At 59.2% G+C, this 25,708-nt stretch carries 29 protein-coding genes; 13 read left to right on the forward strand and 16 right to left on the reverse strand.

Features of this window, described 5'->3' with window-relative positions; translation table 11 throughout:
- The first annotated feature begins 116 nt into the window (after window positions 1-116).
- Window positions 117-1,025 (forward strand): DMT family transporter, encoded by a 909-nt coding sequence (locus tag ACTWLJ_RS28635; protein ID WP_401214589.1) that lies wholly within the window; start codon window positions 117-119, stop codon window positions 1,023-1,025.
- 110 nt (window positions 1,026-1,135) lie between these two features.
- On the opposite strand, the gene ACTWLJ_RS28640 is transcribed toward ACTWLJ_RS28635, so the two are convergent.
- On the reverse strand, window positions 1,136-1,999 hold the full coding sequence (locus ACTWLJ_RS28640; RefSeq protein ID WP_401214592.1) for a DMT family transporter: 864 nt from the start codon (window positions 1,997-1,999) through the stop codon (window positions 1,136-1,138).
- Between the two features lie 448 nt (window positions 2,000-2,447).
- On the opposite strand from ACTWLJ_RS28640, the gene ACTWLJ_RS28645 reads away from it, so the two are divergent.
- Complete coding sequence (locus ACTWLJ_RS28645; protein ID WP_445179387.1) at window positions 2,448-2,993, forward strand: hypothetical protein; 546 nt, start codon at window positions 2,448-2,450, stop codon at window positions 2,991-2,993.
- Window positions 2,994-3,244: 251 nt separating this feature from the next.
- Here ACTWLJ_RS28645 and ACTWLJ_RS28650 read toward each other — a convergent pair whose 3' ends face one another.
- Both ACTWLJ_RS28650 and cysK read right to left on the reverse strand, forming a co-directional pair.
- A complete protein-coding gene (locus ACTWLJ_RS28650; protein WP_445179388.1) occupies window positions 3,245-4,183 on the reverse strand; it encodes an aspartyl/asparaginyl beta-hydroxylase domain-containing protein in 939 nt (312 codons plus the stop codon).
- A 185-nt stretch (window positions 4,184-4,368) separates the two neighbouring features.
- Window positions 4,369-5,343: a cysteine synthase A gene (gene cysK, locus ACTWLJ_RS28655; RefSeq protein ID WP_401214601.1), complete on the reverse strand. Its 975-nt coding sequence runs from the start codon at window positions 5,341-5,343 to the stop codon at window positions 4,369-4,371.
- Window positions 5,344-5,471: 128 nt separating this feature from the next.
- Here cysK and ACTWLJ_RS28660 point away from each other — a divergent pair, with 128 nt between their 5' ends.
- A complete protein-coding gene (locus ACTWLJ_RS28660; RefSeq protein ID WP_445179389.1) occupies window positions 5,472-6,548 on the forward strand; it encodes a DUF748 domain-containing protein in 1,077 nt (358 codons plus the stop codon).
- Here ACTWLJ_RS28660 and ACTWLJ_RS28665 read toward each other — a convergent pair.
- Both ACTWLJ_RS28665 and ACTWLJ_RS28670 read right to left on the reverse strand, forming a co-directional pair.
- Window positions 6,545-7,042, reverse strand: coding sequence for a helix-turn-helix domain-containing protein (locus ACTWLJ_RS28665; RefSeq protein ID WP_445179390.1), 498 nt, complete (start codon window positions 7,040-7,042; stop codon window positions 6,545-6,547). The two genes, ACTWLJ_RS28660 and ACTWLJ_RS28665, sit on opposite strands and share 4 nt — an antisense overlap.
- Entirely contained in the window at window positions 7,030-7,260 is a 231-nt protein-coding gene (locus tag ACTWLJ_RS28670; RefSeq protein WP_445179391.1) for a DUF4160 domain-containing protein, read from the reverse strand. The genes ACTWLJ_RS28665 and ACTWLJ_RS28670 overlap by 13 nt, the downstream gene beginning before the upstream one ends.
- 201 nt (window positions 7,261-7,461) lie before the next feature.
- Here ACTWLJ_RS28670 and ACTWLJ_RS28675 point away from each other — a divergent pair, with 201 nt between their 5' ends.
- The gene (locus tag ACTWLJ_RS28675) at window positions 7,462-8,307 is read left to right on the forward strand and encodes an AAA family ATPase (protein WP_401214606.1); all 846 of its coding nucleotides are present in this window, start codon (window positions 7,462-7,464) and stop codon (window positions 8,305-8,307) included.
- 12 nt (window positions 8,308-8,319) lie between these two features.
- A complete protein-coding gene (locus ACTWLJ_RS28680) occupies window positions 8,320-9,498 on the forward strand; it encodes a vWA domain-containing protein (protein WP_401214607.1) in 1,179 nt (392 codons plus the stop codon).
- A 117-nt stretch (window positions 9,499-9,615) separates the two neighbouring features.
- Here ACTWLJ_RS28680 and ACTWLJ_RS28685 read toward each other — a convergent pair whose 3' ends face one another.
- The 4 genes from ACTWLJ_RS28685 to ACTWLJ_RS28700 form a co-directional block, all read right to left on the reverse strand.
- Window positions 9,616-10,539: a biotin-dependent carboxyltransferase family protein gene (locus ACTWLJ_RS28685; RefSeq protein WP_445179392.1), complete on the reverse strand. Its 924-nt coding sequence runs from the start codon at window positions 10,537-10,539 to the stop codon at window positions 9,616-9,618.
- Window positions 10,536-11,240: a 5-oxoprolinase subunit PxpB gene (gene pxpB, locus ACTWLJ_RS28690; RefSeq protein ID WP_445179393.1), complete on the reverse strand. Its 705-nt coding sequence runs from the start codon at window positions 11,238-11,240 to the stop codon at window positions 10,536-10,538. The genes ACTWLJ_RS28685 and pxpB overlap by 4 nt, the downstream gene beginning before the upstream one ends.
- On the reverse strand, window positions 11,237-11,989 hold the full coding sequence (locus tag ACTWLJ_RS28695) for a 5-oxoprolinase subunit PxpA (RefSeq protein WP_445179394.1): 753 nt from the start codon (window positions 11,987-11,989) through the stop codon (window positions 11,237-11,239). The genes pxpB and ACTWLJ_RS28695 overlap by 4 nt, the downstream gene beginning before the upstream one ends.
- 62 nt (window positions 11,990-12,051) lie before the next feature.
- On the reverse strand, window positions 12,052-13,338 hold the full coding sequence (locus ACTWLJ_RS28700) for an MFS transporter (protein ID WP_401214618.1): 1,287 nt from the start codon (window positions 13,336-13,338) through the stop codon (window positions 12,052-12,054).
- A 159-nt stretch (window positions 13,339-13,497) separates the two neighbouring features.
- On the opposite strand from ACTWLJ_RS28700, the gene ACTWLJ_RS28705 reads away from it, so the two are divergent.
- Window positions 13,498-14,412, forward strand: a complete 915-nt coding sequence (locus tag ACTWLJ_RS28705; protein ID WP_445179395.1) for a LysR family transcriptional regulator — start codon at window positions 13,498-13,500, stop codon at window positions 14,410-14,412.
- Window positions 14,413-14,464: 52 nt separating this feature from the next.
- On the opposite strand, the gene ACTWLJ_RS28710 is transcribed toward ACTWLJ_RS28705, so the two are convergent.
- Genes ACTWLJ_RS28710 through ACTWLJ_RS28720 form a run of 3 tightly spaced genes read right to left on the reverse strand, consistent with a single transcriptional unit; the run spans window position 14,465 to window position 16,311 of the window.
- Window positions 14,465-15,007: a DUF2937 family protein gene (locus tag ACTWLJ_RS28710; RefSeq protein ID WP_401214623.1), complete on the reverse strand. Its 543-nt coding sequence runs from the start codon at window positions 15,005-15,007 to the stop codon at window positions 14,465-14,467.
- A 14-nt stretch (window positions 15,008-15,021) separates the two neighbouring features.
- On the reverse strand, window positions 15,022-15,798 hold the full coding sequence (locus ACTWLJ_RS28715) for a class II glutamine amidotransferase (RefSeq protein ID WP_100847538.1): 777 nt from the start codon (window positions 15,796-15,798) through the stop codon (window positions 15,022-15,024).
- Window positions 15,799-15,813: 15 nt separating this feature from the next.
- A complete protein-coding gene (locus tag ACTWLJ_RS28720; protein WP_445179396.1) occupies window positions 15,814-16,311 on the reverse strand; it encodes an MFS transporter in 498 nt (165 codons plus the stop codon).
- Window positions 16,312-16,537: 226 nt separating this feature from the next.
- Here ACTWLJ_RS28720 and ACTWLJ_RS28725 point away from each other — a divergent pair, with 226 nt between their 5' ends.
- Window positions 16,538-18,592: a S9 family peptidase gene (locus tag ACTWLJ_RS28725; RefSeq protein ID WP_445179397.1), complete on the forward strand. Its 2,055-nt coding sequence runs from the start codon at window positions 16,538-16,540 to the stop codon at window positions 18,590-18,592.
- A gap of 203 nt (window positions 18,593-18,795) precedes the next feature.
- Complete coding sequence (locus ACTWLJ_RS28730) at window positions 18,796-19,269, forward strand: cyclic nucleotide-binding domain-containing protein (RefSeq protein WP_445179398.1); 474 nt, start codon at window positions 18,796-18,798, stop codon at window positions 19,267-19,269.
- Here the strand turns inward: ACTWLJ_RS28730 and ACTWLJ_RS28735 are convergent.
- Window positions 19,266-19,550: a hypothetical protein gene (locus tag ACTWLJ_RS28735; RefSeq protein WP_445179399.1), complete on the reverse strand. Its 285-nt coding sequence runs from the start codon at window positions 19,548-19,550 to the stop codon at window positions 19,266-19,268. The genes ACTWLJ_RS28730 and ACTWLJ_RS28735 overlap by 4 nt on opposite strands.
- An 82-nt stretch (window positions 19,551-19,632) precedes the next feature.
- Between ACTWLJ_RS28735 and ACTWLJ_RS28740 the strand changes: the two genes are divergently transcribed.
- The 4 genes from ACTWLJ_RS28740 to ACTWLJ_RS28755 all read left to right on the forward strand — a co-directional run bounded on the left by ACTWLJ_RS28740 (window position 19,633) and on the right by ACTWLJ_RS28755 (window position 21,876).
- Entirely contained in the window at window positions 19,633-20,319 is a 687-nt protein-coding gene (locus tag ACTWLJ_RS28740) for a spermidine synthase (RefSeq protein WP_445179400.1), read from the forward strand.
- 48 nt (window positions 20,320-20,367) lie between these two features.
- Entirely contained in the window at window positions 20,368-20,739 is a 372-nt protein-coding gene (locus ACTWLJ_RS28745) for a YajD family HNH nuclease (RefSeq protein WP_007911336.1), read from the forward strand.
- 208 nt (window positions 20,740-20,947) lie between these two features.
- Window positions 20,948-21,418: an RNA methyltransferase gene (locus ACTWLJ_RS28750; protein ID WP_445179401.1), complete on the forward strand. Its 471-nt coding sequence runs from the start codon at window positions 20,948-20,950 to the stop codon at window positions 21,416-21,418.
- A gap of 80 nt (window positions 21,419-21,498) precedes the next feature.
- Complete coding sequence (locus ACTWLJ_RS28755; protein WP_401214637.1) at window positions 21,499-21,876, forward strand: YgaP family membrane protein; 378 nt, start codon at window positions 21,499-21,501, stop codon at window positions 21,874-21,876.
- Between the two features lie 127 nt (window positions 21,877-22,003).
- Here ACTWLJ_RS28755 and ACTWLJ_RS28760 read toward each other — a convergent pair whose 3' ends face one another.
- Window positions 22,004-23,233, reverse strand: a complete 1,230-nt coding sequence (locus tag ACTWLJ_RS28760) for a hypothetical protein (protein ID WP_445179402.1) — start codon at window positions 23,231-23,233, stop codon at window positions 22,004-22,006.
- Between the two features lie 61 nt (window positions 23,234-23,294).
- Entirely contained in the window at window positions 23,295-23,744 is a 450-nt protein-coding gene (locus ACTWLJ_RS28765; protein ID WP_401214643.1) for a YcgN family cysteine cluster protein, read from the reverse strand.
- A gap of 174 nt (window positions 23,745-23,918) precedes the next feature.
- On the opposite strand from ACTWLJ_RS28765, the gene ACTWLJ_RS28770 reads away from it, so the two are divergent.
- Complete coding sequence (locus tag ACTWLJ_RS28770; RefSeq protein WP_445179403.1) at window positions 23,919-24,512, forward strand: nitroreductase family protein; 594 nt, start codon at window positions 23,919-23,921, stop codon at window positions 24,510-24,512.
- Window positions 24,513-24,693: 181 nt separating this feature from the next.
- On the opposite strand, the gene ACTWLJ_RS28775 is transcribed toward ACTWLJ_RS28770, so the two are convergent.
- Window positions 24,694-25,626 carry a D-2-hydroxyacid dehydrogenase gene (locus ACTWLJ_RS28775; protein ID WP_445179404.1) on the reverse strand — a complete coding sequence of 311 codons (933 nt, stop codon included), beginning with the start codon at window positions 25,624-25,626 and terminating at the stop codon, window positions 24,694-24,696.
- Window positions 25,627-25,708: the final 82 nt, after the last annotated feature.

A 25,708-nucleotide genomic window follows, 5' to 3' on the forward strand; every position in this document is an offset into this window, starting at 1 on the left:
GCCATCATGTTTCCGGCGGCGAGCCTGACCTTCACCAAAGTTAAATGCCCGATTTGCGGTTGCCTTCTCCAGGGCGCTCGGCAACACTCTCGTCCCCATCAAGCAAGGAGAGCTCCGTGAGCCCTGTCGATATTTTTCGGATGTTGTCGTTGGCGGCCATCTGGGGTGCAAGCTTTCTGTTCATGCGGATCATCGCCCCGGTGATCGGCACGATTCCCACCGGTTTTTTCCGCGTATCGATTGCCGCCACCGGCTTGCTGGTGATCCTCGGACTGATGCGCGTCAGCTGGGATTTCAAAGGCAAGCTGAAAACCGTGATGCTGCTGGGCGTGATCAACTCGGGGATTCCGGCGACGCTGTATTCGGTTGCCGCACAAGTGCTGCCGGCCGGTTATTCGGCAATCTTCAACGCCACCACACCATTGATGGGCGTGCTGATCGGCGGATTGTTCTTCAGTGAAAAACTGACCCCGGCCAAACTCGGCGGCGTGTTCCTCGGGCTGTTCGGTGTCGGCGTACTGACTCGCGCTGGCCCCGTGGCATTCGATCTGCAATTGCTGATGGGCGCGGTCGCCTGCCTGCTCGCGACCACCTGTTATGGCTTCGCCGGATTCCTCGCGCGCCGCTGGCTGGATCAGGCTGGTGGGCTCGACAGTCGTCTGTCGGCACTGGGCAGCATGCTCGGGGCAACGCTGTTTCTGCTGCCGCTGTTCGGCTACAGCGTGATTACTGCGCCACCGGTCAGCTGGGGCGGCTGGAATGTCTGGTTGTCGCTGCTGGGGTTGGGTCTTGGCTGTACGGCGTTTGCGTACATCATTTACTTCCGCTTGCTCAGCTCGATCGGGCCGGTGAAGTCGATGACCGTGACCTTCATGATTCCGCCGTTCGGCGTGTTGTGGGGCGCGCTGTTTCTCGATGAGCCGCTGTCGATGGCGCATGTGTATGGCGGGGTGTTGATTGCGCTGGCGTTGTGGCTGGTGTTGAAGCCTGCGGTGGTGAAGTCTGCTGATGCAGTGGCCCGTTAAATTTCATTGCAGCTGAAATTGTTATCGCGAGCAGGCTCACTCCTACAGGGGAATGCATTCCAATGTGGGAGCGAGCCTGCTCGCGAAGGCGGCTGAACAGCCGCTAATTATCAGTTGGGTTTACGAAACACAAACGCCAGACCAACGATGATCAACAGCATCCCCAGCACGCTCAACGCCGCCAGCCGATTACCGAAAATCAGGTAGTCCATCACCGCCGTTACCGCCGGCACCAGATAGAACAGACTGGTGACATTCACCAGATTGCCCCGGGCAATCAAGCGATACAGCAGCAACGTTGCCAACACCGACACCACCAGCCCCATCCACAATACCGGCACGATAAAACCCGCGCTGTGCTCGAAGTGAAACGGCTGGAACGGTACGAAAATCCCGCACAACAGCAACCCGGCCAGATACTGCACCGGCAGCGTACCGAGAGGATTGTCGGTGATGCGTTTCTGCATGATCGAGCCAAGCGTCATGCTCGCCAGCGCCAGCAGACCAAACAGCATGCCCGCCCAGGACATCCCGGCCAATCCGATCCCCTGGTAAACCACCATGATCAGACCGGCCAGCCCCAGCGCCAGACCGAACATCCGGCTCGCCGAACGCTGGCGCTCCATCAATACGACGGTGAGGATCGGCTGCACGCCCATGATCGTCGCCATCACTCCGGGCGTGACCTTGGTGTTCAGCGCCAGCAGATAGAAAATCTGATAAGCCCCCAACAACACCACACCCGTAGCAATCGCATACAGCATAGGCCTGCCGCCCTTGGGCAGCTTCAGTTTCAGAAGCGGCGCCAACAGCAGCAGCCCGCACAGGGCGATGACAAAACGAATCAGCAGAAAGGCAAAGGGTGACGCATGCGCCAGCCCCCATTTGGAGAAGATCGCCCCGCTGCTCCACAGCAAAACGAACAGGCTCGTGGAGGTCGCCGCGAGCGCGGACTTTTTCGAAAGGACAAACATGAATACCACCTGTAGTCAGGCAAATAGCCAACTCAGCCGAAGCTGAAATTCAGTAGGTTTTTTCAGGCGGGCACGGGGTCAGCAAAAAATGCCGATCAGCCCGAAACGCCAACGCCCGGCGGTGATACGACTGCGCACACCGGCGTGCTACTGACAGGTGGGGGGTAATGACTGATCTGCCTTGGCTGCTGACTCCCGCACGGCACGACGCCAGCGTTGACCGCTGAATCGACTACCGCGTTGATAAGGGATGCAGGCATTGGGCTGATCTTTTTTTGAGGGTCTGGAGATGAGTCGTTTGACTCACGAGCGCTGACTATAACCAGCGTGCGACACAGATTGCAATGAGTTGGACAAAGGGCCAGCAGCGACAGGTGGGTGGAGGGTGAATAGGCTGGTTTGTAAATGCTGCGCCAATCAAAAGGAGACAGGGAATGCACGAGATCCTATGCCAAGAGAAAGGACCCATCTGCGGTATCAACTGTACAAATCTCAGGCCAGAAAGCTGGCTGGCATCGCCACGCGCCAGTTGCAGTACGAACTGGAGTGTCTAGGCCCGACAGCTCTTGATTTGAGGGAAGTATGTTTCGAGCCCATCGATGCGAATGCCCTGATCGCATTTGAACTATGGGATGACCCGCATTTTTCCTGGAATGACGTGATTGGATGGAAAGCACGGGAACCGCTCGCTCTCGACATTGCGATCTGGTTTGGGTCCGAGCTGTGCGGGCTCTGTTTTGCCAATCCAAACAAGAGCAGACAACGTATTCGAATCGTACGCATGGAAGGCCGCCCTGAAAAACAACATCCCTTGAAAAATCGTATCGCACCGCTGTCCATATTGGTCATTGAGGAATATGCACGGATTATCGGAAGCATTCTGATGGAAGCACAGGAGCCGTTCGCAGGAGCGGTGCCAATTTATCAATTACTTGGCTTTGGCTTCGACATCGATGGCCGGCTTGTCAAACCAGTAGAGAGACTAGTATCGTGAAAAGTGTTCAATTAATGATCAAGACTGGAGGGAATATGCGTAAAGCCATAAAGAAATCCCCCAAACGGAAACACACGCTCACTGAAGATGAATCTACTGTGCTACAGCTGACAGATAGTCAGAGACAGCTTTTACGAGTCATTGCCACCGGCACTATTATCGAGGAGCCAAGCCTCCTGGCCGGACGTCCTGATTTCCAAAGATAAAAAAACCGCTCAAAACGAGCGGTTTTTTTCATTCTGCATCCAGCCTCAACCAAACAGCCAATACCCCAGCAACGTCAACACCACCACCGCCAGCACCGGGCGCATGATGCGGTAGGCCTTGGGGTTACGGCGTTTCCATTGTTTGACCACGCCGCTGAACCTGTCGCTGAAGTTCTTGCTCCAGGCGTAAGCCTGGTTGATCCCGCCGACACGCTCGTCGTCGAGGTTCTGCGGTGCAGTGGCGCGGCCCAGCCAAGCGCTGACCGAGCGGTTGATGCGGGTCATGAAGCGGTTGCTCAGCGGACGTTCGATGTCGCAGAACAGAATCACCCGAGTCTTGTCGGTTTCGTTCTTGACCCAGTGCACGTAGGTCTCGTCGAACATCACGTCTTCACCATCGCGCCACGCATAGACCTGACCATCGACAAAAATCCGGCAATCGTCGGAGTTCGGGGTGGACAAGCCGAGGTGATAACGCAGGGAGCCGGCAAACGGATCGCGGTGCGGGTTCAGGTGACTCCCGCCCGGCAACAACGCGAACATCGCGCCTTTGACGTTGGGAATCGCACTGACCAGTGCCACGGTTTTCGGGCACAGGGTTTCGGCCGATGGCAGCGGTTTGTCGTACCACTTGAGGTAGAAACGCTTCCATCCCTTCTTGAAGAACGAGCCGAAACCGGCGTCGTTGTTCTTCTCGGCCGCACGAATATAGCCCTCATCGAACAGATGCATGGCTTCTTCACGGATCACTTCCCAGTTGTCGCGCAAAACATCCAGTTCGGGAAACTTGCTGCGATCCAGGTAGGGCTTCGACGGGACGGCAGAGAACAGGTACATCAATGCGTTATACGGAGCGAACAGCGCCGAGTGATTGACGAACTGACGCAGTACCGGCAAACGCGCCTTGCCGCGCAAATGCACATAGAGCGTGCTGCCGACAAACAGCAACAGCACAAACGCCTTGGCGGCAAACGAAAAGGTCATCAACAACTCCTTGAATAAAGACAACGCTGCGCAATGCCCTATACCCGGCATGGCAGCCGGCCATGATAAACACTACCGGCCTCGGGAAAAACCCGTCCAACCCAAGATTCAGTGTTAAGGATTGCGCAATAAAGCATTAATTAACATAACGATCCTGAACCTGGGCTGATTTGAATCAACTCGATTTACTGTTGATTCTCCTGCTCGGTGAACAGATCACTGAACAGCATGCTCGACAGATAGCGTTCGCCCGAGTCCGGCAAGATCACGACGATGGTCTTGCCCTGCATTTCCGGGGTTTCAGCCAGACGTACCGCAACTGCCATCGCGGCCCCGCAAGAGATGCCGCACAAAATCCCTTCTTCCTGCATCAGGCGCAGGGCCATGGCCTTGGATTCTTCATCGGTAACCAGTTCAACCCGGTCCACCATCGACAGATCAAGGTTCTTCGGCACGAACCCGGCACCGATGCCCTGAATCTTGTGCGGGCTCGGCTTGATCTCTTCGCCAGCGCGCGCTTGCGTGATCACGGGCGAAGACGCGGGCTCAACGGCCACCGAGAGGATCGGTTTGCCCTGGGTATTCTTGATATACCGCGAAACGCCGGTGATGGTTCCACCCGTACCGACCCCGGCCACCAGCACATCGACCGCGCCGTCGGTGTCGTTCCAGATTTCCGGACCAGTGGTTTTTTCGTGAATCGCCGGGTTTGCCGGGTTTTCGAATTGCGCCGGCATGAAATATTTTTCCGCGTCGCTGGCAACAATCTCGGCGGCTTTTTCGATTGCGCCCTTCATGCCCTTGGCCGGCTCGGTCAACACCAGCTCTGCGCCCAATGCCTTGAGGACTTTGCGGCGTTCGATGCTCATCGAGGCCGGCATGGTCAGCATCAATTTGTAACCACGGGCGGCGGCGACAAAAGCCAAGCCAATGCCGGTGTTACCCGAGGTCGGCTCGACAATGGTCATGCCCGGCTTGAGTTTGCCGCTGCTTTCGGCGTCCCAGATCATGTTGGCGCCGATTCGACATTTGACCGAATAACCCGGATTGCGCCCTTCAATCTTGGCCAGAATGGTCACGCCACGTGGCGCAATGCGGTTGATCTGCACCAGCGGCGTGTTGCCGATGGAATGGGCGTTGTCTGCGAAAATACGGCTCATGGCTGGGTCCTTATGCAGCATTGAATTCAGGGCCCCAAGGTATGCCTGTTGCCCAGCGCAGTCCAGTCAGGTCGAACGTCTGTAACACTCAGTAGTCAATCGCTTTACATCGTTCGGGAATTGCCGTCATGAAGCGTCGCTACAGCTGGCCGTTATGGACCCTCGCCACAATCATTGTGTTGCTGGTTGCCCTGCATATCGCCCTGCCCTACATGGTGCGCGATTATCTGAACGGCAAATTGGCGGACATGGGCGACTACCGCGGCCAGATCACCGACGTCGATCTGGCCCTCTGGCGCGGCGCCTACAAGATCAACGGTCTGAAAATCGTCAAGGTCGACGGCAAGGTACCGGTACCGTTCGTCAACGCACCACTGATCGATCTGTCAGTGAGCTGGCATTCCCTCTGGTACGACCATGCGGTGGTGGCCAAGGCAGACTTCTTCCAGCCGGAAGTGAACTTCGTCGATGGCGGGGCCAACAAGCAGAACTCCCAGACCGGTCAAGGCACCGACTGGCGTGCGCAATTGGGCAAGCTTTTGCCCATCACGCTCGACGAAGTGCATATCAGCAACGGGCGCATCAGCTTCCGTAATTTCAACTCCAAACCACCGGTGAACATGAATGCCACCGAGGTCAACGCCAGCATTTATAACCTGACCAACGTGGTCGACAAGGAGGGCAAACGCGATGCGCGCTTCGAAGGCAAAGCCAAGTTGCTGGGCCACGCTCCGCTGGAAACAACGGCTACGTTCGATCCCCTGAGCAATTTCGAAGACTTCCAGTTCCGCCTGCGCGCCCGCGACATCGAACTCAAAAGCATGAACGACTTCGCCTCGGCCTACGGCAAGTTCGACTTCAATGCAGGCCATGGCGATGTGGTGATCGAAGCCCAAGCCAAAAAAGCCCAGCTCACTGGCTATATCAAGCCGTTGCTGCGCGATGTCGAAGTGTTCAACTGGCAGCAGGACGTGGAAAACAAGAACAAAAGCATCTTCCGCTCAGTCTGGGAAGCGCTGGTCGGCGGCACTGAAACGGTGCTGAAAAATCAGGCGAAAAACCAGTTCGCCACCAAGGTCGAACTCAGCGGCAACGTTCATCAGCAAAATATCAGCGCGTTCGAGGCGTTTTTACAGATTTTACGCAATGGATTCATTCAGGCATTCAATGCCCGGTATGAACGGCCGAAGCCGGATGCGGGCTAAGACTTTCGCTTGACGGTATACCGACCGGACTCTTCTGCGGCCAGAGGGGAGGTCTGTTGTAACGAATCCCAACCGAGACAGGCGAGAGCCAAGGACCTTGGAACCGCTTCTCGGCCATTGCTGTAGCGACTAATACTGCGTGGACTCAGGCCTAACGCCTCGGCAGCCTGATTAAGTGATAACCCCGTACGAGCACGCCAATCAATGAAAATACGGGTGTTTTCATCGGCAGCATTCTGTGCCAGCGCATCCAGATACAAAGTGTCGGCGCCTATCTGAATATCCGGTTCCAGCCATTCCACGCACCAACCATCATCAGCCAGTTCAACCGTCGAAAAAGTGTCGGCATCGAGCAGTGGTTGCAGACCCGGATAAGCGTGAATATCACGGCCTAAATCGAGAACAAGTTGCTGACCATCTATAAAGGTCAGTGCCAGACGGTATTGCGTCAGGGCCTCGACCGCTGATAATCGAGGCCGCTTCATGGGTAACATCGTTTCCAGTCCTCCAGCAGTTGTGCCTGATTGTCGGCAATCCATGCCAGTGCTTCCTTGATGATCAGTGGTGGAGCCTTGCCCATCATGACCTCGATGGTTTCCAGGCTAAGCATCACGTCTACCCCACCACCAGTCAGATGCACATGGGGCGGAGGATGATCCTTCTCACGCAGCTGAATTCTGTATTTATCGCGAAATCGATATTTAGTAGACATGCCAGAACCATATCGCCAAATCGGCGATACGCAAATACTGGCCTTGGGCCGAGACTGAGTCAACATGTGACGCCCCATTCAGAGACTGAATAAGCCGTCTGCGTTCACAGTCGACCGGGCTGCGCGTTATAGTCGGGCATCCGATTATTTCGCCCCCGCCCTGCTCCGTTCAGGCCGGCGCTACCGTTCGAGGATTTGCAGATGAAGTTCGAAGGCACCCAGGCCTACGTCGCCACCGATGACCTGAAGCTGGCGGTCAACGCCGCCATCACCCTGGAGCGGCCGTTGCTGGTCAAGGGCGAACCGGGCACCGGCAAAACCATGCTCGCCGAGCAACTGGCCGAGTCGTTCGGCGCCCGTTTGATCACCTGGCACATCAAGTCCACCACCAAGGCGCATCAGGGCCTGTACGAGTACGACGCCGTCAGCCGCTTGCGTGACTCGCAACTGGGCACGGAAAAGGTTCACGACGTTCGCAACTACCTGAAAAAGGGCAAGCTGTGGGAAGCGTTCGAGTCCGAGGAGCGGGTGATTCTGCTGATCGACGAGATCGACAAGGCCGACATCGAGTTCCCTAACGACCTGCTTCAAGAACTCGACAAGATGGAGTTCTACGTTTACGAGATCGACGAGACGATCAAGGCCAAGAAGCGTCCGATCATCATCATTACCTCCAACAACGAGAAAGAGCTGCCGGACGCTTTCCTGCGTCGTTGCTTCTTCCACTACATCGCGTTCCCGGATCGCGCGACTCTGCAGAAAATCGTCGACGTGCATTACCCGGACATCAAGAAAGATCTGGTCAGCGAAGCGCTGGACGTGTTCTTCGACGTGCGCAAGGTACCGGGCCTGAAGAAGAAGCCGTCGACTTCCGAACTGGTCGACTGGCTGAAGCTGCTGATGGCCGACAACATCGGCGAAGCGGTGCTGCGCGAACGCGATCCGACCAAGGCCATTCCGCCATTGGCCGGCGCTCTGGTGAAGAACGAACAGGACGTGCAACTGCTTGAGCGTCTGGCGTTCATGAGCCGTCGTGGCACCCGCTAAGAGGCTGACGCCATGTTGCTCAACCTGTTCAATGAAATGCGTGCAGCCAAGGTGCCGGTCTCGGTGCGCGAACTGCTCGACCTGATCAACGCGCTGAAACAGCGGGTGATCTTCGCCGACATGGACGAGTTCTATTACTTGTCGCGGGCGATTCTGGTGAAGGACGAACGGCATTTCGACAAGTTCGACCGCGCATTCGGGGCCTACTTCAATGGTCTGGAAAAACTTGACGATCACTTGCAGGCGCTGATTCCCGAAGACTGGTTGCGCAAGGAATTCGAACGCTCGCTGAGCGACGAAGAGCGTGCGCAGATCCAGTCCCTCGGCGGTCTGGACAAGCTGATCGAAGAGTTCAAGAAGCGTCTGGAAGAACAGAAAGAACGCCACGCCGGCGGCAACAAATGGATCGGCACTGGCGGCACCAGCCCGTTTGGCTCCGGCGGTTTCAATCCGGAAGGCATCCGCGTTGGCGACGCCGGCAAGCGTCAGGGCAAAGCAGTGAAAGTCTGGGATCAGCGCGAGTACAAGAACCTCGACGACTCGGTGGAACTGGGCACCCGCAACATCAAGGTCGCACTGCGCCGCTTGCGTAAATTTGCCCGTCAGGGCGCGGCGGAAGAACTGGATATTGACGGCACCATCGACCACACCGCTCGTGATGCCGGCCTGCTGAATATCCAGATGCGGCCGGAGCGGCGCAACACGGTCAAGCTATTGCTGCTGTTCGACATCGGCGGCTCGATGGACGCCCATGTGAAGATTTGCGAAGAGCTGTTCTCGGCCTGCAAGACCGAGTTCAAGCATCTGGAGTATTTCTACTTCCACAACTTCCTCTATGAGTCGGTGTGGAAGAACAACATGCGCCGCACCTCCGAACGTTTTTCGACCCAGGATCTGCTGCACAAGTACGGCGCCGATTACAAAGTGATCTTCATCGGCGATGCGGCCATGGCGCCGTATGAAATCACCCAGGCCGGTGGCAGCGTCGAGCACTGGAACGAAGAGCCGGGCTATGTGTGGATGCAGCGCTTCATGGAAAAATACAAGAAGCTCATCTGGATCAACCCGTATCCGAAAGATACGTGGGGCTACACGTCGTCGACCAATATCGTGCGCGACTTGATCGAGGATCAGATGTATCCGTTGACGTTGCGTGGGCTTGAGGAAGGGATGCGGTTTCTTTCCAAGTAATCGCTGTTGTCTGGACTGACGCCATCGCGGGCAAGCCCGCTCCCACAGGTTTCGGGGGTGCACATAAACTTTGTGTACGACTCGGACACTGTGGGAGCGGGCTTGCCCGCGATGCTTTTAGCTGTTTTTAAAGCGCTGCAAATAGTCGATATGTTCCCGGTGCGCGACGTCCTGCACCACCGGTCGCAACCGCACCTGCGCCCCCGGTAAACACTGCGCCAGTCTGGCCAGCGCCAACGGCGTCAACGCCCCCAATCGTGGATACCCGCCAATGGTCTGCCGATCATTGAGCAACACAATCGGCTGCCCGTCCGGCGGCACCTGCACCGCGCCGAGCGGGATGCCCTCGGAAATCATCGGTTGCCCCTGATACTGCAACACTTTGCCCAGCAGGCGAATGCCCATGCGGTCAGCGCGACTGTCGAGCGTCCAGGCACTGTTGAACACATCAAACAGACTCTGGCCACTGAACTGGCCGATCTGCGCACCAAGCACCAGATCCAGCGGTGCGTTTTGCCGAAGATCCGGACGCTGCTCCAGGGGCACTTCGCGCACCAGCAGCGACTCGCCGAGATAGCTCAACACCTCACCTTTGGCCAGCGGAAAACCCCGGCCATCCAGCCCGCCGAGTTCTTCGCGCACTACCGTGGCACTGCTGCCCAACACCTTCGGCGCAGCAAAACCACCGGGCGCTGCCACATACGCCCGAGCGCCGAGCAATGGCTGGGTGAACTTCAAAGTCTGGCCTTTGCGCAATTTGAAACTGCGCCACGGCGCCAGCGCCTGCCCGTCAATCTGCGTGCCGAGATCCGCCCCGGCCAGCGCCAGCAAACAGTCTTCTTCAGCGATAAGCGAAAACCCGCCGAGGGTGATTTCAATCACCGGCACATCCAGTCCATTGCCCAGCAACCAATTGGCCCAGGCCATCGAACGCCAGTCCGCCGCGCCGCCCTGAGTCACGCCCAGATGCCGCACGCCAAACCGCCCGGCATCTTGCAAAAGACACAGCGGCGTACTTGCCTCAATCGTCAGTCGGCTCATGCCAAAGCCTCCAGAGGCGTGTCATCGCCGCCAAGGTTGATGAATTCGGCATGGCTGACCGCCTCGAAGCGCACCGTGTCACCAGGCTGCATCAGGCTGTAACCGTCGCGCTCGCGATCGAACAATCTGGCCGGGGTGCGGCCGATCAGGTTCCAGCCACCGGGCGAGACCACCGGATAAGCCGCCGTTTGCCGCTCAGCGATGCCGACACTGCCGGCTGCGACTTTCTTGCGCGGTGTGCTTAAACGCGGCGTTGCGAGGATCTCCTCGACCAGCCCCATGAAGGCAAAACCCGGTGCAAAACCGAGGGCGAACACCTGATATTCGCGAGCACTGTGACGGCGGATCACCTCCTCCACCGCCAGGCCGCTGCGCTCGGCGAGCAAGCTCAATTCCGGGCCGACACTCAGGTCGTACCACACTGGCAACACATGACACTGGCCGCCGCTGCGGGCATTCGGCGATAGATCGATCAAGGCTTCGGCGATCAATTCCCGCGCCTGATTCGGGCTCAACATCGTCAGATCGTAATGCACCATCAGCGTGGTATAGGACGGCACCAGATCGATCAGTTGCTCGCCGAACACTGCCCGCAACCGCTCACTGGCCGCGAGCATCCACGGCATGTTGGCTTCAGCGATTTCATCGAACAGGCGCAGCATCAGGCAATCCAGCGCAACCACTTCAACCCGTGGATTCATGAGGCACTCTGCTGCTTCAAAGCCTCGCGGATGCGTTGTACGGCAGCCACCGAACTGGCGTTGTCGCCATGGACGCAAAGGGTATTGGCTTGCAGGTGCAACGGGCTGCCATCGCTGGCAATGAGATTGCCGCCGCGAGCAATGGTCAGCGCCTGCTCGATAATGGTCTCGGGATCGTGATGCACCGCGCCCGGCAGGCTGCGTGCAAGCAATTTGCCGGCGCTGTCGTAGCCTCGGTCGGCGAAGGCTTCGAACCACAAGGTCACACCGTATTCGTCACCGAGTTGCTGCGCCGCCGTGTTGTCGCGGGTCGCCATCAACATCAGCGGCAAGCTACGGTCGTACGCCGCCACGGCTTGAATCACCGCGCGCAATTGCGCCGGGTTGGCCATCATGTCGTTGTACATCGCGCCATGCGGTTTGACATAACTGACTCGCCCGCCCTGAGCACGGCAGATGCCGTCGAGGGCGCCGATCTGATAATGCAGAATGTCTTGCAGCTCTTGTGCGGTGTAAGCCATCGAGCGCCGGCCGAATCCGACCAGATCCTGATAGGCCGGATGCGCGCCGATCTGCACGCCGTGGCTCAGGGCCAGGCTGACAGTCTTGCGCATGATGCTCGGGTCACCAGCGTGGAACCCGCAGGCGACGTTGGCGCAATCGATGAAGGGCATCACCTCTGCGTCCAGACCCATGGTCCAGCTGCCGAAACTCTCGCCGATGTCACAATTCAATAGCAGGCGGCTCACGATGAACACTCCTGTAGCTTCTTGTCTTTTTGTCTGTAGGACTTATGTACGCAGGTTATCAGTTACTGCGCGTCCAGTTGCTTGCCACGGGTTTCCGGCAGGCTCAGCGCCGCCACAATCACCACGCCGTAGGAAACTGCCGCGAAGGCGCCAATGCCTACGCTGAGCGGCACGGTCTGACTCAGCAAGCCAATCAGCAATGGAAACAACGCTGCCAGCGCCCGGCCGATGTTGTAGCAAAAGCCCTGGCCCGAGCCACGAATCCGCGTCGGGAACAGTTCGGTAAGAAACGCGCCCATGCCACTGAAAATCCCCGAAGCGAAGAAACCCAGCGGGAAGCCCAGCCACAACATCACACCATTACTCACAGGCAATTGCGTGTAGAGCAAAACGATGGTGAACGAACCGACCGCGAACAGGATGAAGTTCTTTTTACGCCCCAACAGGTCGGTCAGATAGGCGCTGATCACGTAGCCGACGTAGGAGCCGACAATCACCATCGCCAGATAGCCACCAGTGCCGAGCACGCTCAAGCCGCGCTCGTTCTTGAGGAAGGTCGGCAGCCACGAAGTGATCGCGTAATAACCGCCCAATGCACCGGTGGTGAGCAACGAAGCGCGAATCGTGGTGAAGAGCATGCCCGGGGCAAATATCTCGTAAAACTTCGCCGTATTTTCCGGAGTTTGCGCAGCCTTGGCCTCGCGATAGATCTCCGGGTCTTTGACCAGACGACGGACGAAGATCACAAAAATCGCCGGCACGATGCCGAGGATAAACAGCGCTCGCCAGGCGTCTTCCGCCGGCAACACCGAGAACAGCAACGCATACAGAATCGCCGTCAAACCCCAGCCCAGCGCCCACCCGGATTGCACCATGCCGACGGCCTTGCCGCGATCCTGTGCGCGGATCACTTCGCCGATCAGCACCGCGCCAGCGGTCCATTCGCCGCCGAAACCGAAACCCATCAAGGTGCGGGCGATCAGCAGTTGTTCGTAGTTTTGCGCGAAGCCACAGAGGAAGGTGAAGAAGGCAAACCACAGCACGGTCAGTTGCAGTGTGCGTACGCGACCGATGCGGTCGGAGAGAATCCCCGCCACCCAACCGCCAATGGCCGAAGCGATCAGGGTACTGGTGTGAATCAGCCCGGCTTCACCGGTGGTGATGCCCCACATCGCGATCAGCGTTGGCACCACGAAGCTGAGCATCTGGGTGTCCATGCCATCCAGTCCGTAGCCGATCTTGCAGCTCCAGAAGGTGCGGCGCTCTTGCTGATTGATGTTGCGATACCAGTCGAACGGTCCCGGACGGGCCGTGGTCTTGGGGAGGTTCAGGGTGTCGGGCGCACTCATGGCAAATCTCCGCGGGCTTTTTATTGGTCTTGTTCACAGTCCCGACGACGCCTATCGTGGGAACCGGATGCGCCGATTTTTGGGCGCATCGCCCTGCTGCGTCCAACGAATAAAAACCCGCCTTAGGCATAAGAAAAATTTGTCACCCGAGCCGTTGCCATGAACCTGAAGTTTCTCGAGACCTTCGTCTGGGTCGCCCGGTTGAAGAGTTTTCGCCTGACCGCCGACAAGTTGTTCACCACCCAGGCGTCGATTTCCAGCCGCATCGCAGTGCTCGAAGGCGAGCTTGGGGTGAAGCTGTTTCTGCGCGATTCACGCGGAGTCAGCCTGACGCCCGAAGGGCTGAAAGTGCTGGATTACGCCGAGCAGATGCTCGACACCATGCAGGCGCTCAAGCAATCGATTGAAACCCGCTCCAGCAAAGTCGGCCGCGTACGCATCGGCGTGATGGACACGGTGATCCACACCTGGCTGAGCCCGTTGGTGGCGCAGATGACCGACCTGTATCCACGGGTCGAAATCGAATTGGTGGCCGATACCTCGCTGAACCTCTGCGATCAACTGCAAAAAGGTTTTCTCGATCTGATTCTGCAAACCGACCTGGTGCGCCACGAAAGCGTGCGCAGCCTGGAGCTGGCCAGTCATCCGCTGGGCTGGATCGTCGCCAGTAATTCGATCTACAACCGCGACTACGCCGACCTCGCCGAACTGGCGCAGGAACGGATCATCACTTACTCGAAGAACTCCAGACCGCATCAGGACCTTCTAGCGCTGATGCAGGCCAGTGGCGTGCTGGCGCCGCGCTTGAATTGCGTGAATTCTGTGTCGGCGATCACACGGCTGTTGCGCGATGGTTTCGGCATCGGCGTGCTGCCGCCGGTATTGGTCGCCGAGGAATTGGCGCGGGGGGAACTGACGTTGCTGGATATCGATCAGCGACCACCGAATTTACAGGTGGTGGTGTCGTGGCGGGTCGGTGGGGAATGGGTCGAGGAGATTGTGACGCTGTGTCAGCAGGTGCTGGAGGGGTATGCGCAAAAGGTGGGTGAAAAATACATCACCCTCACTGAATAATCACAACCTGTAGTGAGGGGATTTGCCCCTCACCACAGGGACTGCGCAGCCCCTACAACCCGCGCACGTCGCGGTCTTCAATCGGCCGGCTCTGGCGCAGGCGTCGGCCGCCGAGCACTACCCAGTCGATCAGACGGAAGATGCACTCGATGCCGAACGACAGCAGCAACGCGCCGCTCATGCCCCAGATCATCGCTTCCGGGGTCAGCAGGATCTGGTAGCTGTAACCGTTCCAGGTTTCCTTGCGAATGTCCGGATCGGCAGCCAGCACCACTTGCAGGAAGCGGATGTACCACGGGCCCTGCATTGCCTGGAATTGTTTATCCAGCGCGAGCTGACGGTTGAGCAAGGTGCTCAGGCTGTCCGCATCGCTGCGAAATACCGGGTCATCGCTGGCGCGGTAATGCGCGACCAATGCCTGTATATCACCTTTGAAAAACTGCTCGGCGGTGCCCTGAAAACCGCGCAGGCCGGTTTGCGCCTCGATCAGATGCGCCTCGACCCGTTTCGCGTAATCATTGATGAAACCCGGCACCTGGACACCGATCAACAGGCCCGCCGCAAACAACACCAGCCGTAAATAACTGAGCAACATCGGGGAGCGATCCTTTATTCGGTCTTGCCCTGGCTGACGCATTCACCGCGTCGCCACAGGCTCCATTGGCCCGGTTCGTAGCGGGTCCAGGTTTCGTTTTCGGTCAGTGGTTCGGTAGCGATCACCGTGACCACATCGTTGGGCGTGGTTTCGGCCTGGAAGTCGACGATCACATCGACATCTTTCAACCGCGCCGGACCAAACGGCGCACGCCGGGTGATCTGTGCCAGTTTGGTCGAGCAATAGCAGAACAGCCAGTCGCCGTCGCTGAGCAGGCAGTTGAACACGCCTTTGCTGCGATATTCGGCGCACGCCGCGACGAGGTCCGGCAGCAGCACTTCTATATCGACCGGTTCCGGAAATGCTGCACGTACGCGGTTGAGCAAATCGCAGAACGCCGCCTCGCTGTCGGTATCACCGACCGGGCGGTAGAAACTCTTGATCGGGGTAAAGTCAGCGAGCTGGCCGTTGTGCGCGAAGCACCAGTTGCGCCCCCACAGTTCGCGGACGAACGGGTGGGTGTTGGACAGGCAGACCTTGCCGACGTTGGCCTGGCGGATGTGGCCGATGACCACTTCGCTCTTGATCGGATAACGCTGTACCAGATTGGCCACTTCCGACTCGCAGCTCGCTGCCGGGTCCTGAAACAGGCGCAAGCCACGGCCTTCGTAGAACGCGATGCCCCAGCCGTCACGATGCGGCCCGGTGCGACCGCCGCGCTGCATCAGCCCGGTGAAGCTGAAGACGATATCGGTCGGCACATTGGCGCTCATGCCCAATAGTTCACACATGTCTGGACTCTCTGACTACAGGCGCGGCTCGACCCGCATGCGCTGCGGATTGTTCGGCACTGGCGGGCGACCGAAACGGTCATCACCGGCACCGCCGAACGGCTGATCGTCGTCGCGGTCATCGGCCCGGGCCGCCGCGCGGGCGGCTTCAGCCTGTTCTTTGCGCGCTTTGGAAGCACGCTCGATCGGGAAGCGGATCAGCACAAAGATCAGGTACAGACCGAAGGCGATCATGCCGTACATGAACAGATCGGAAATCGCCCGCCAGGCGTTGTTGCCGACCTTGAACGCGAGGTCCAGCGCGGTGATGGCGATGGCCGGAGCGACCTTTTCCTTCACCGGATCAATGATGGTCGGGCTGAACAGCAACACCGCCATCAGCAGCCGCAGCGGCTCGCGCAGCCAGCGCCACATCCAGCGGGTCATGCGCATCCATACCAACAGGCAGCCTAAAGCGGCAAAGGCGTAGAGGCCCCAGGCGATCAGATAGTCGTTCTCGGTCATGGTGTCCATGGCAAGGCAGGCAAAGAGGCGCTTATAGTAACGACTTTTCGCACGTCAGGCTTGTCCCAATAGACACACGACCTGTGGGAGCCAGCCTGCTGGCGATGAGGCCGGTACATTCAACATTCATGTTGTCTGCCAAACCGCCATCGCGAGCAGGCTCACTCCTACCCGTTATGCGGCGCCATCCCAGATTTGCGATAACCCTATTTCCGATATTGCCCGAGAGCCTTCCATGCCCGTATCCGCCAACGTCACCAGCGCCCCGATTGCCCACAAGGCAGACGGTGCCGACCCGTATGCCTGGCTGCAGGAACGCGACACCGACGCGGTGCTCGATTACCTCAAGGCCGAAAACGCCTGGCAGGAAGCGCAAACCGCCGATCAGGCCGAATTGCGCGAAACCCTGTTCGAAGAGATCAAGGGCCGGATTCTCGAAACTGATCTGTCCCTGCCCTCGCCATGGGGCCCGTATCTGTATTACACGCGCACCACGGCCGGTGACGAATATGCCCGCCATTACCGCTGCCCGCGTCCGGCCGACGACAGCCTGACCCTCGACGAAAGCCGCGAGCAATTGCTGCTCGACCCGAACGCGCTGGCCAACGGCGGCTTTTTCTCGCTGGGCGCGTTCAGCATCAGCCCCGACCACCAGCGTCTGGCCTACAGCGTCGATGCCTCGGGCGATGAGATTTACACGCTGTTCGTCAAGGAGCTTTCCAACGACAAGGTCAGCGAACTGGAGTTCGAGGACTGCGACGGCAGCATGACCTGGGCCAACGACAGCCTGACCCTGTTCTTCGGCGAGCTCGACGACACTCACCGTCCGCACAAACTGTTTCGCTATCGCCTCGACGGCACCGTCGCCGAAGAGGTGTTCCATGAGCCGGACGGGCGCTTCTTCCTGCATTGCTACCGCGCCAGTTCCGAACAGCAGTTGCTGCTATCGCTGGGCAGCAAGACCACCAGCGAAGTCTGGGCGCTGGACGCCAACCAGCCGCACTTGCCGTTCACTTGTATGGCGCCGCGGGTCGAGGATCACGAATACGACGTCGATCACGGCGTACTCGATGGCGCGTGGACGTGGTTCATCCGCACCAACCGTGACGGCATCAACTTCGCGCTGTATCAGGCGCCAGACACCGGTGTCGCGCCGAGCGAAGCTGACTGGCAGAACCTGATCCCGCACAGCGATACGGTGATGCTCGACGGCGTGAGCCTGAATGTTGAAGCCATGACCCTGAGTCTGCGCGAAGGTGGCCTGCCGGTCATCGAAGTTCACCCACAAGGTCTGGCGCCGTATCGCGTGCAATTGCCGGACGCGGCCTACAGCCTCTATGTGCAAAACAGCCTGGAATTCGAAAGCGACCGCATTCGCCTGCGCTATGAGGCGCTGAACCGTCCAGCCCAGGTGCGCCAACTGATTCTCGCGACTGGCGAGCAGACCGTACTCAAGGAAACCCCGGTACTCGGCCCGTTCGATGCCGACGCCTATGTCAGCCAGCGCCTGTGGGCCACCGCGCCGGACGGCACGCAGGTGCCGATCAGTCTGGTGATGAAACGCGAAATGCTCGGCAAACCGGTGCCGCTGTATCTGTATGGCTACGGCGCATACGGCTCCAGCCTCGACCCGTGGTTTTCCCACGCACGCCTGAGCCTGCTGGATCGCGGCATGGCCTTCGCCATCGCCCACGTGCGTGGCGGCGGTGAACTGGGTGAAGCGTGGTATCGCGCCGGTAAACAGGAACACAAGCAAAATACCTTCAGCGACTTCATCGCCTGCGCCGAGTTCTTGATCCTCAACGGCATCACCACTGCTGAACAACTGGCGATCAGCGGCGGCAGTGCTGGCGGCTTGTTGATCGGTGCGGTGCTGAATCAGCGTCCGGAGCTGTTTCGCGTGGCGATTGCCGAGGTGCCGTTCGTCGATGTGCTCAACACCATGCTCGACCCGGAACTGCCGCTGACCGTCACCGAATACGACGAGTGGGGCAATCCTGAAGAGCCAGAGGTGTACGAGCGGATCAAGGCCTACGCGCCGTACGAAAACGTCGCCGCGCAGGCATATCCCGCGATGCTGGTGATCGCCGGCTACAACGACAGCCGCGTGCAATATTGGGAGGCGGCCAAGTGGGTGGCGAAACTGCGCACGACCAAAACCGACAACAATCCGCTGCTGCTCAAGACTGAACTCGGCGCAGGCCACGGCGGAATGAGCGGGCGTTATCAGGGATTACGTGACGTAGCGCTCGAATACGCATTTGTTTTCAAGGTTTTGGGGCTGGCCTGAGGAACTCCGTCGGTCACTTGGGTCTTAATTCCAGACCCCAGTGGTCGATACACCACAGATCCCCTGTAGGAGTGAGCCTGCTCGCGATAGCGGTGTGTCAGTCACTGGTGATCTGAATGACAGATGGCTATCGCGAGCAGGCTCACTCCTACAGGGGACTGCGTAGTGCCTGAAAACCGTGACAACAGAATAAGACCGTCGACATGTCAGAACCGACCTTCCTGAACAACGAAATCCGCGACTGGCTGATGGACTGTGGCCTGTTCGATCAATTGCAACTGGCGGACTTCGCCGCCGCCTCCGGCTATTTCAGCATCAGCACCGTGGCTGAAGGCGAGGCGATTTTCCGTGAGGGTGATGCCGGCAGCTTCATGTGCATCATCCACACCGGTCAGGTTGCCGTGCAGAAAACCGGCAGCGACGGCCAGCTCATCACCATGGCCACCCTGCGCAGCGGTCGGGCGTTCGGCGAAATGGCCGTCCTCGATGGCGAACGGCGTTCGGCGACTTGCATCGCAGCGAGCAACTGCCAGTTGCTGAATCTGGGCAAGGACTCGCTGGAAAAAATGCTCAACGACGCACCGAAGATTGCCGCAAAGATCATCCGCGCCCTCGCCGTCTCGCTGTCCAAGCGCCTGCGCATGGCCGACGGCCAACTGGCGGCGCAACAGATCTAGCCTCCCGGTGATTTGACCTTGGGTTCGTTCTGCTCGATGCCCGGCACCGGTTGGTCCTTGCCTGGCGGGCTGGGCATTTCAATCGGCACCAGCGGCGGGCTGCCACTGCCGCTGCCGGCCTTGGGTACGCTGATCGGCGTGATCTGCGGATAGGGTGTCGGTGTTGCGGTGCCGGGCGAACCGGCCTGCGGCGTCGGGCTGACCGGAATGGTCTGCTGCGCCTGCACTGCAGTAATCGAGAGCGCGGCCAGGGCAATGACCGTTAGAATGGTGCGCTTCATCAAGGGCTCCGTTAGGCCTTAGTCTGCGCTCAGGCTACTCCCAACGGCGTCGGCTTGCATTTCCCCTCTTACCGAGATTTTCATGAAACGTTTCGTTCTGCTCGACACCACTCCGATTCCTGAAGGCGGCGGTGCCCTGTGCCTGTTCGAATATGGCGAGGATTTTGTCATCAAGATCCAGGGCGGCGACGGCGGACAGCTGATGAACACGCGCATGCATGGCTCCGAAGATGCACTGGCCGAGATCCCTTGCCGCAAGGTCGCTGGGCGCCCGGCCTCACGGGTTTTGATCGGTGGACTGGGCATGGGCTTCACTCTGGCTTCCGCGCTCAAGCACTTGGGCAAAACTGCCGAAGTGGTGGTCGCTGAACTGGTACCCGGCGTGGTCGAGTGGAACCGTGGCCCACTCGGTGAAAAGTCTGGCCGACCGTTGCTCGATCCCCGCACGGTGATCCGCATGGAAGATGTCGCCAAAGTCCTGCAAAGCGAGCCGAACGGCTTCGACGCGATCATGCTCGACGTCGACAACGGCCCCGAAGGCCTGACCCAGAAGGCCAACAGCTGGCTGTATTCGGCCGGTGGACTCAGCGCCTGCGCCAAGGCCCTGCGCCCCAAAGGCGTGCTGGCGATATGGTCGGCCAGCGCTGACCGGCAGTTTTCCGACAAATTGAAGAAGGCCGGTTTCAAGGCCGAGGAAGTGCAGGTCTTCGCCCACGGCAACAAGGGCACGCGCCACACAATCTGGATTGCCGAGAAGCTCAAGGGCTGAGCTAAACTCTGAACATAACCGTCATTAGTCTTTTACAAAGGTGAACCCATGAGTTCGTCCACCCCGACCAACACCTCGAAGCTGGACCGTATCCTCGCCGATAACCAGCGCGACAAGGAAATGGGCTACCGCGACAAGGCCCTGAAGATGTACCCGCACGTTTGCGGACGCTGCACCCGTGAGTTTTCCGGCAAGCGTCTGAGCGAGTTGACCGTGCACCACCGCGATCACAACCACGACAACAACCCGCAGGACGGCTCGAACTGGGAGCTGTTGTGCCTGTACTGCCACGACAACGAACACTCGCGCTACACCGATCAGCAGTATTTCAGCGAAGGCTCGCTGAGCACGCCGAAAATTGCCAAGGCGACGCACAACCCGTTTGCCGCACTGGCCGGGCTGATGAAGAAAGAAGACTGAAGATTTTTGTTCGCCTGACTGGCCTCTTCGCGAGCAAGCTCGCTCCCACAGTGATTTCGGTCGTTTGCACCTTTTGTGTACGCCAAAGAAACCTGTGGGAGTGAGCTTGCTCGCGAAGAGGCCGGATCAGGCACCACAAATCTTGAATCTGCCCGCCCTCCCCCAATCCCCGTATAATCGCCCTCTTTTTCCCGAAGGCACCCCGCTCGTGGCAGACAAACGGTACAGCTGCATTGGTTTGTATAACCCCAAATCACCCGAGAACGTCGGTTCGGTGATGCGCGCCGCTGGCTGTTATGGCGTGTCCACCGTGTTCTACACCGGCAAGCGTTATGAACGCGCCGCCGACTTCGTCACCGACACCAAGCGTGTGCATTACGACATCCCGCTGATCGGCATCGACGACCTGAAAAAGATCCTGCCGCTCAACTGTGTTCCGGTCGCAGTGGAACTGGTCGAGGGCGCTCGTCCGCTGCCGGAATACACCCACCCGGACCGTGCGCTGTATATCTTCGGCCCGGAAGACGGCTCGCTGGATCAGGAAATCCGCGACTGGTGTGAAGACGTCGTGTACATCCCGACCACCGGTTGCATGAACCTCGCAGCGACCGTCAACGTCGTGCTCTACGACCGCATGGCCAAAGGCTTGAATACCCGCTCCGGGCCGAAATTTCGCTAAACGTCGCACATTCGATGGAACAAGCTGACCGCCCCGGCAGTCAGTTTATCTATCTATTACACGTTGCCTGGAGACAAGTCATGACCGAACTCAAACGCGTCCAACGTATTGAATCCACCCCGTTCGACAGCCCTTCCGAGCAGAACGTGCAGGGCTGGGAACGCATCGGCTCGCTGACCGGCGGTGTGATCATGGTCGGCAAGGGCCTGCGCCGTGGCGGGGTGTTCGGGCTGATTCAAGTGGCCATTGGCGGCGTGGCGATGGCGCGCGGGATTACCGGGCACAGTTCGGTGAAAAGCCTGCTGGAGAAAAGCCGTCAGGATATGAATAACGTGCGGGCGAAGATCGAGCGCGCCGGTGAAGAGCTGAGCAAGCTGAAGGCCAATGCCGAGGCGGCGACCAAGACCGCGACGGTGACCGGGAATGATTCGGTGAAGTCGCCCAAGGCCGGGGTTTGATCCTGAAGTTGCTGTGAGGCTGATGGCCTCATCGCTGGCAAGCCAGCTCCCACAAGTTCAGGGGGTGTCACAGATTATGTGTATACCCCGAAACCCTGTGGGAGCTGGCTTGCCAGCGATGGCGGTGTTACTGAAGTAACGCGGTATCGAGGACTTTGGAGGACTCGCCGATGATGCTCTCGGCCAGTTGCACGAACTCCTTGGTGCTGACCTTCCCCAGATGCATCGCCCCACGCAGCACATCATCCAGCGAACGCTTGTTGCGGGTCTTCAGGCGAATCTCGCGATCCAGTTCCTGTAACAACACAACCGCTTTCGACACCTGCGCCGGGCTGATCCGTGCGCCGCGCAAAGTTGTGACTTTCTGGCTGTCCTTGACCAGTTTCGCCTGCAAGCTCTGATAGCGCTCATCGCTCATGCCGCCAGCACGGCGCACCAGCTCAATCGCGTAGAACTCGGCAAAACCTTCGCTGATCCAGTCGCTGCGCTGCTCATCGTTGATCCGCCCGAACACCTGCGCCAGCTCACGCACCAGCGGGCTGCTGCCGCTTTCGCTGACCAGCGGCATCCGCGTATTCAGATAGATCGATTCATGCGCGCCCAGACTGCCACGCCACATCGGGTCGTTGGCACCGACGATCAACAACTTGCCCGGGTGCCGAGGATAGACCGCCTGCACCTGCGGCCAGATGAATGTCAGCAACGTCAGCACATCCATCCGCCGCATGCCCTGCCCTTGCGGCGAGGCCACGGTGACTTCGGTTTCGCCCAGACGCGTGCGGCGGCTGCCGAGATGGCCGGCGAGCATCCACCCGGTCGGGCGATCGAACAAGCGTGATGGATTGTCGATACGGAATTTGTTCTTGCCGATTCTCGGCCAGGCGGTTTCGACGCTTTTCCAGCCGTCGGGCAGTTCGAATTGCAGGCGTGAGACCAGTTCGACGCCATCCTGCTGATCCAGCTTGGCGGGCGGCACCAGTTCATCACCGCGCATCAAAGCCCAGCTCGGGGTCATGCGCGTGTCGAAGCTGCCGCTCTTGCGCCCGTGGCTGATGCGCACACGGTAAGTCAGGCTGGCCTTGTCGCTCGTCGGGCGCCACACGCCGCGTGCCTGTTTGCCCGGCGTCAACTGCCACTGGCCGTCGGCCTTGAAGTCGCTGTAATAACTGCCGTCGCCGAGATCGAAATCGAGACTGCGCACCGCTTCGCCCTTGGCCAGGGTCAGGCGCACTTCGGCCTGATCGCTTTGCGGCAACAGGCGCACGTGATAATCCAGATCGACCTTCTTCGCCGCCCAGACCGGCGCACTCAGCGCCAACAGTCCAGCCATCAGCGCCCGCTGCAATCCCACAGCCATACACACTCCTTGCTCACACCGGGGTTATCGGGAGCAAGCTCCCTCGCTACAGGTCAATCAATTAACCGGCGCGGAAAATCAGATGTTCTTCCCAGTCATCTTCCGGCACGCTGCCTTCGGCGAGCATGCGCCCGGACTGGGAAATCCGTTCGTGGTGCACCGCGTCGCGATCACCGCATACGAGGTGATGCCACAACGGCAGATCCTTGCCTTCGCTGACCAGGCGATAACCGCAGGTCGGCGGCAGCCATTTGAACTCTTCGGCCTGACCCGGAGTGAGCTGGATGCAGTCCGGGACAAACTTGATGCGGTTCGGGTAATCGCTGCACTGACAGGTTTTCAGGTCCAGCAGTTTGCAGGCGATCCGCGTGTAATAGACGCTGTTGTCTTCTTCATCTTCGAGTTTTTGCAGGCAGCACAGACCACATCCGTCGCACAGCGATTCCCACTCCTCCAGATCCAGTTGATCGAGGGTTTTGCGTTTCCAGAACGGTTCGACTTTTGCGGCCATGGCTCAAGCATCAACATCAGGTGGTGAAAAGGCCGCCAGTCTAGTGCCCCAAGCCTTGCGGGCCAAGCGCTGGCGACTGCCGGTTGCGCGGGGCTTGTGAGTTTTCAGGCCGGCGCGTAGTTTTGCCTGTCTCTCTGACCCCGGTTTTTACTTAACGTAGCAAGGAATCTCTTGATGAGTGCCAACCCTCGCGTTGCCGAATACGCCATTCACCCGCAGTTCACTGATCGCTGGTCGCCGCGCGCCTTCACCGGCGAAGCGATCCCGGTAGAGACCCTGCTGAGCTTTTTCGAAGCCGCGCGCTGGGCGCCGTCGGCCTACAACTCACAGCCATGGCGTTTCCTCTACGCGCGTCGCGATACGCCAAACTGGGAGCGTTATCTGGGCCTGCTCAACGAGTTCAACCGTAGCTGGGCGCAACACGCTTCGGCCCTGGTGATCGTGATTTCGAAAACCACCTTCACCGCCCCGGGCGCCAGCGAAGAAACCCCGGCGCTGTGGCACACCTTCGACACCGGTTCGGCGTGGGGCCATCTGGCGCTGCAAGCGAGCATCAGCGGCTGGCACACCCACGGCATGGCCGGATTCGATCAGGAACTGACCCGCAAGGAGCTGAATATTCCGCAAGGTTATGCGCTGCACGCGGCGGTTGCCGTGGGCAAACTGGGTGACAAGGCGACCTTGGCTGAATACCTGCAAGCTCGTGAAGAACCGAGCCCGCGCCGTCCGCTGAGCGAACTGGCTGCTGAAGGTGATTTCACCCTTTAAGAAGCAAAAGATCGCAGCCTTCGGCACCTCCTACGGGTGGCTGCTGCAACGCAAAACCCACTGTGGGAGCTAGCCTGCTAGCGATGGGGTGTGTCGGCCAACATCATTGTTGTCGGACACACCGCTATCGCCAGCAGGCTGGCTCCCACAGTTTTTTGTGCAACATTCAGCTAAGCGCTACTCAGTAGCCGCGATTGAAATCCACTTCTCCGCGCATTGCCTCACTCGCCTGATACGCCCGCTGGTTCTCGACGAACAGCTGCACCATCAACGATGGCGAAGTCGGCGCCGAACTGTGACCGGTCAGCAACAGCCCCCAGGCCGTCCAGAACGGATGACGTTGCGGCAACGGCTCCTGGCGGCAGACGTCGATCACCGCGCCCGCCAGATGCCCTTCCTTGAGCGCTTCCACCAGATCCGCATCGACCACCGCCACGCCGCGTCCGACGTTGATGAACAACCCGGTCGGTTTGAACTGCTTGAACAGCGCCGCGTCGTACACATCGTGAGTGTGTTCGGTGTTCGGCAGCAAATTGACCACGTAATCCACTTCGCCAACCAAGCGTGGCAGATCCGCCATCGATCCGACTTCGACAAACGGCGCCTGCTCACGCGCACTGCTGGCAATACCGTACAGTTCGACGCCGAACGGCAGCAGGAACTGCGCCACGCTCTGGCCGATGTCGCCGGTGCCGACGATCAAGACCTTGCGCCCGACCAGACTCTGGCCGGTGCGGTTGTCCCACTTGCGCTCGACCTGGCTGACCAGTCGCGCCAGCACTTCGCGCTCGTGGCCGAGCATATACGTCAGGACATATTCGGCCATCACCTGACCGAAAATCCCCACCGCCCGGGTCAAGCGGTAATCGCGACGCAGGCCGTCAGCCAGCAGCGGCGTGATCCCGGCCCAGGTCGATTGCAGCCATTGCGGCTGGTGCCCCTGTCGCAACAGAGTCGCCAGCAAATCCGGCTGCCCCAGCCACACCGGGCAATCGGCAGCCTGACGGGCCAGTTCGGCGGAGTCGCCACTGGTCAATATTTCAAGTTCGGGTGCAACCTGACGCAGTAGTCGGGCGTACACCGCGTGGTCGTGTTCAGCAATCAGAACGCGCATCTTCAAACCTTTCGCAAACCGTGCAAACCACCGCCGAAGGAGGCTTGCTCCTTCGTGGCGGTCGTCGCCGTAAAATCAGTTC

Source organism: Pseudomonas sp. McL0111 (assembly GCF_052567255.1).

Coding starts and splice junctions, on each gene's coding strand:
- ACTWLJ_RS28650 (WP_445179388.1), bottom strand. CDS start 4,183: ATGACCTTTTCGTTTGCCGCCAAGGCGTTTGTGCTGTTGCTGTTTGTC.
- ACTWLJ_RS28730 (WP_445179398.1), top strand. CDS start 18,796: ATGTCAGAACCGACCTTCCTGAACAACGAAATCCGCGACTGGCTGATG.
- ACTWLJ_RS28710 (WP_401214623.1), bottom strand. CDS start 15,007: ATGTTGCTCAGTTATTTACGGCTGGTGTTGTTTGCGGCGGGCCTGTTG.
- ACTWLJ_RS28770 (WP_445179403.1), top strand. CDS start 23,919: ATGAGTGCCAACCCTCGCGTTGCCGAATACGCCATTCACCCGCAGTTC.
- ACTWLJ_RS28705 (WP_445179395.1), top strand. CDS start 13,498: ATGAACCTGAAGTTTCTCGAGACCTTCGTCTGGGTCGCCCGGTTGAAG.
- ACTWLJ_RS28675 (WP_401214606.1), top strand. CDS start 7,462: ATGAAGTTCGAAGGCACCCAGGCCTACGTCGCCACCGATGACCTGAAG.
- ACTWLJ_RS28755 (WP_401214637.1), top strand. CDS start 21,499: ATGACCGAACTCAAACGCGTCCAACGTATTGAATCCACCCCGTTCGAC.
- ACTWLJ_RS28645 (WP_445179387.1), top strand. CDS start 2,448: ATGCCAAGAGAAAGGACCCATCTGCGGTATCAACTGTACAAATCTCAG.
- ACTWLJ_RS28765 (WP_401214643.1), bottom strand. CDS start 23,744: ATGGCCGCAAAAGTCGAACCGTTCTGGAAACGCAAAACCCTCGATCAA.
- ACTWLJ_RS28745 (WP_007911336.1), top strand. CDS start 20,368: ATGAGTTCGTCCACCCCGACCAACACCTCGAAGCTGGACCGTATCCTC.
- cysK (WP_401214601.1), bottom strand. CDS start 5,343: ATGAGCCGTATTTTCGCAGACAACGCCCATTCCATCGGCAACACGCCG.
- ACTWLJ_RS28775 (WP_445179404.1), bottom strand. CDS start 25,626: ATGCGCGTTCTGATTGCTGAACACGACCACGCGGTGTACGCCCGACTA.
- pxpB (WP_445179393.1), bottom strand. CDS start 11,240: ATGAATCCACGGGTTGAAGTGGTTGCGCTGGATTGCCTGATGCTGCGC.
- ACTWLJ_RS28670 (WP_445179391.1), bottom strand. CDS start 7,260: ATGTCTACTAAATATCGATTTCGCGATAAATACAGAATTCAGCTGCGT.
- ACTWLJ_RS28685 (WP_445179392.1), bottom strand. CDS start 10,539: ATGAGCCGACTGACGATTGAGGCAAGTACGCCGCTGTGTCTTTTGCAA.
- ACTWLJ_RS28700 (WP_401214618.1), bottom strand. CDS start 13,338: ATGAGTGCGCCCGACACCCTGAACCTCCCCAAGACCACGGCCCGTCCG.
- ACTWLJ_RS28720 (WP_445179396.1), bottom strand. CDS start 16,311: ATGGACACCATGACCGAGAACGACTATCTGATCGCCTGGGGCCTCTAC.
- ACTWLJ_RS28740 (WP_445179400.1), top strand. CDS start 19,633: ATGAAACGTTTCGTTCTGCTCGACACCACTCCGATTCCTGAAGGCGGC.
- ACTWLJ_RS28665 (WP_445179390.1), bottom strand. CDS start 7,042: ATGTTACCCATGAAGCGGCCTCGATTATCAGCGGTCGAGGCCCTGACG.
- ACTWLJ_RS28715 (WP_100847538.1), bottom strand. CDS start 15,798: ATGTGTGAACTATTGGGCATGAGCGCCAATGTGCCGACCGATATCGTC.
- ACTWLJ_RS28660 (WP_445179389.1), top strand. CDS start 5,472: ATGAAGCGTCGCTACAGCTGGCCGTTATGGACCCTCGCCACAATCATT.
- ACTWLJ_RS28760 (WP_445179402.1), bottom strand. CDS start 23,233: ATGGCTGTGGGATTGCAGCGGGCGCTGATGGCTGGACTGTTGGCGCTG.
- ACTWLJ_RS28680 (WP_401214607.1), top strand. CDS start 8,320: ATGTTGCTCAACCTGTTCAATGAAATGCGTGCAGCCAAGGTGCCGGTC.
- ACTWLJ_RS28735 (WP_445179399.1), bottom strand. CDS start 19,550: ATGAAGCGCACCATTCTAACGGTCATTGCCCTGGCCGCGCTCTCGATT.
- ACTWLJ_RS28725 (WP_445179397.1), top strand. CDS start 16,538: ATGCCCGTATCCGCCAACGTCACCAGCGCCCCGATTGCCCACAAGGCA.
- ACTWLJ_RS28640 (WP_401214592.1), bottom strand. CDS start 1,999: ATGTTTGTCCTTTCGAAAAAGTCCGCGCTCGCGGCGACCTCCACGAGC.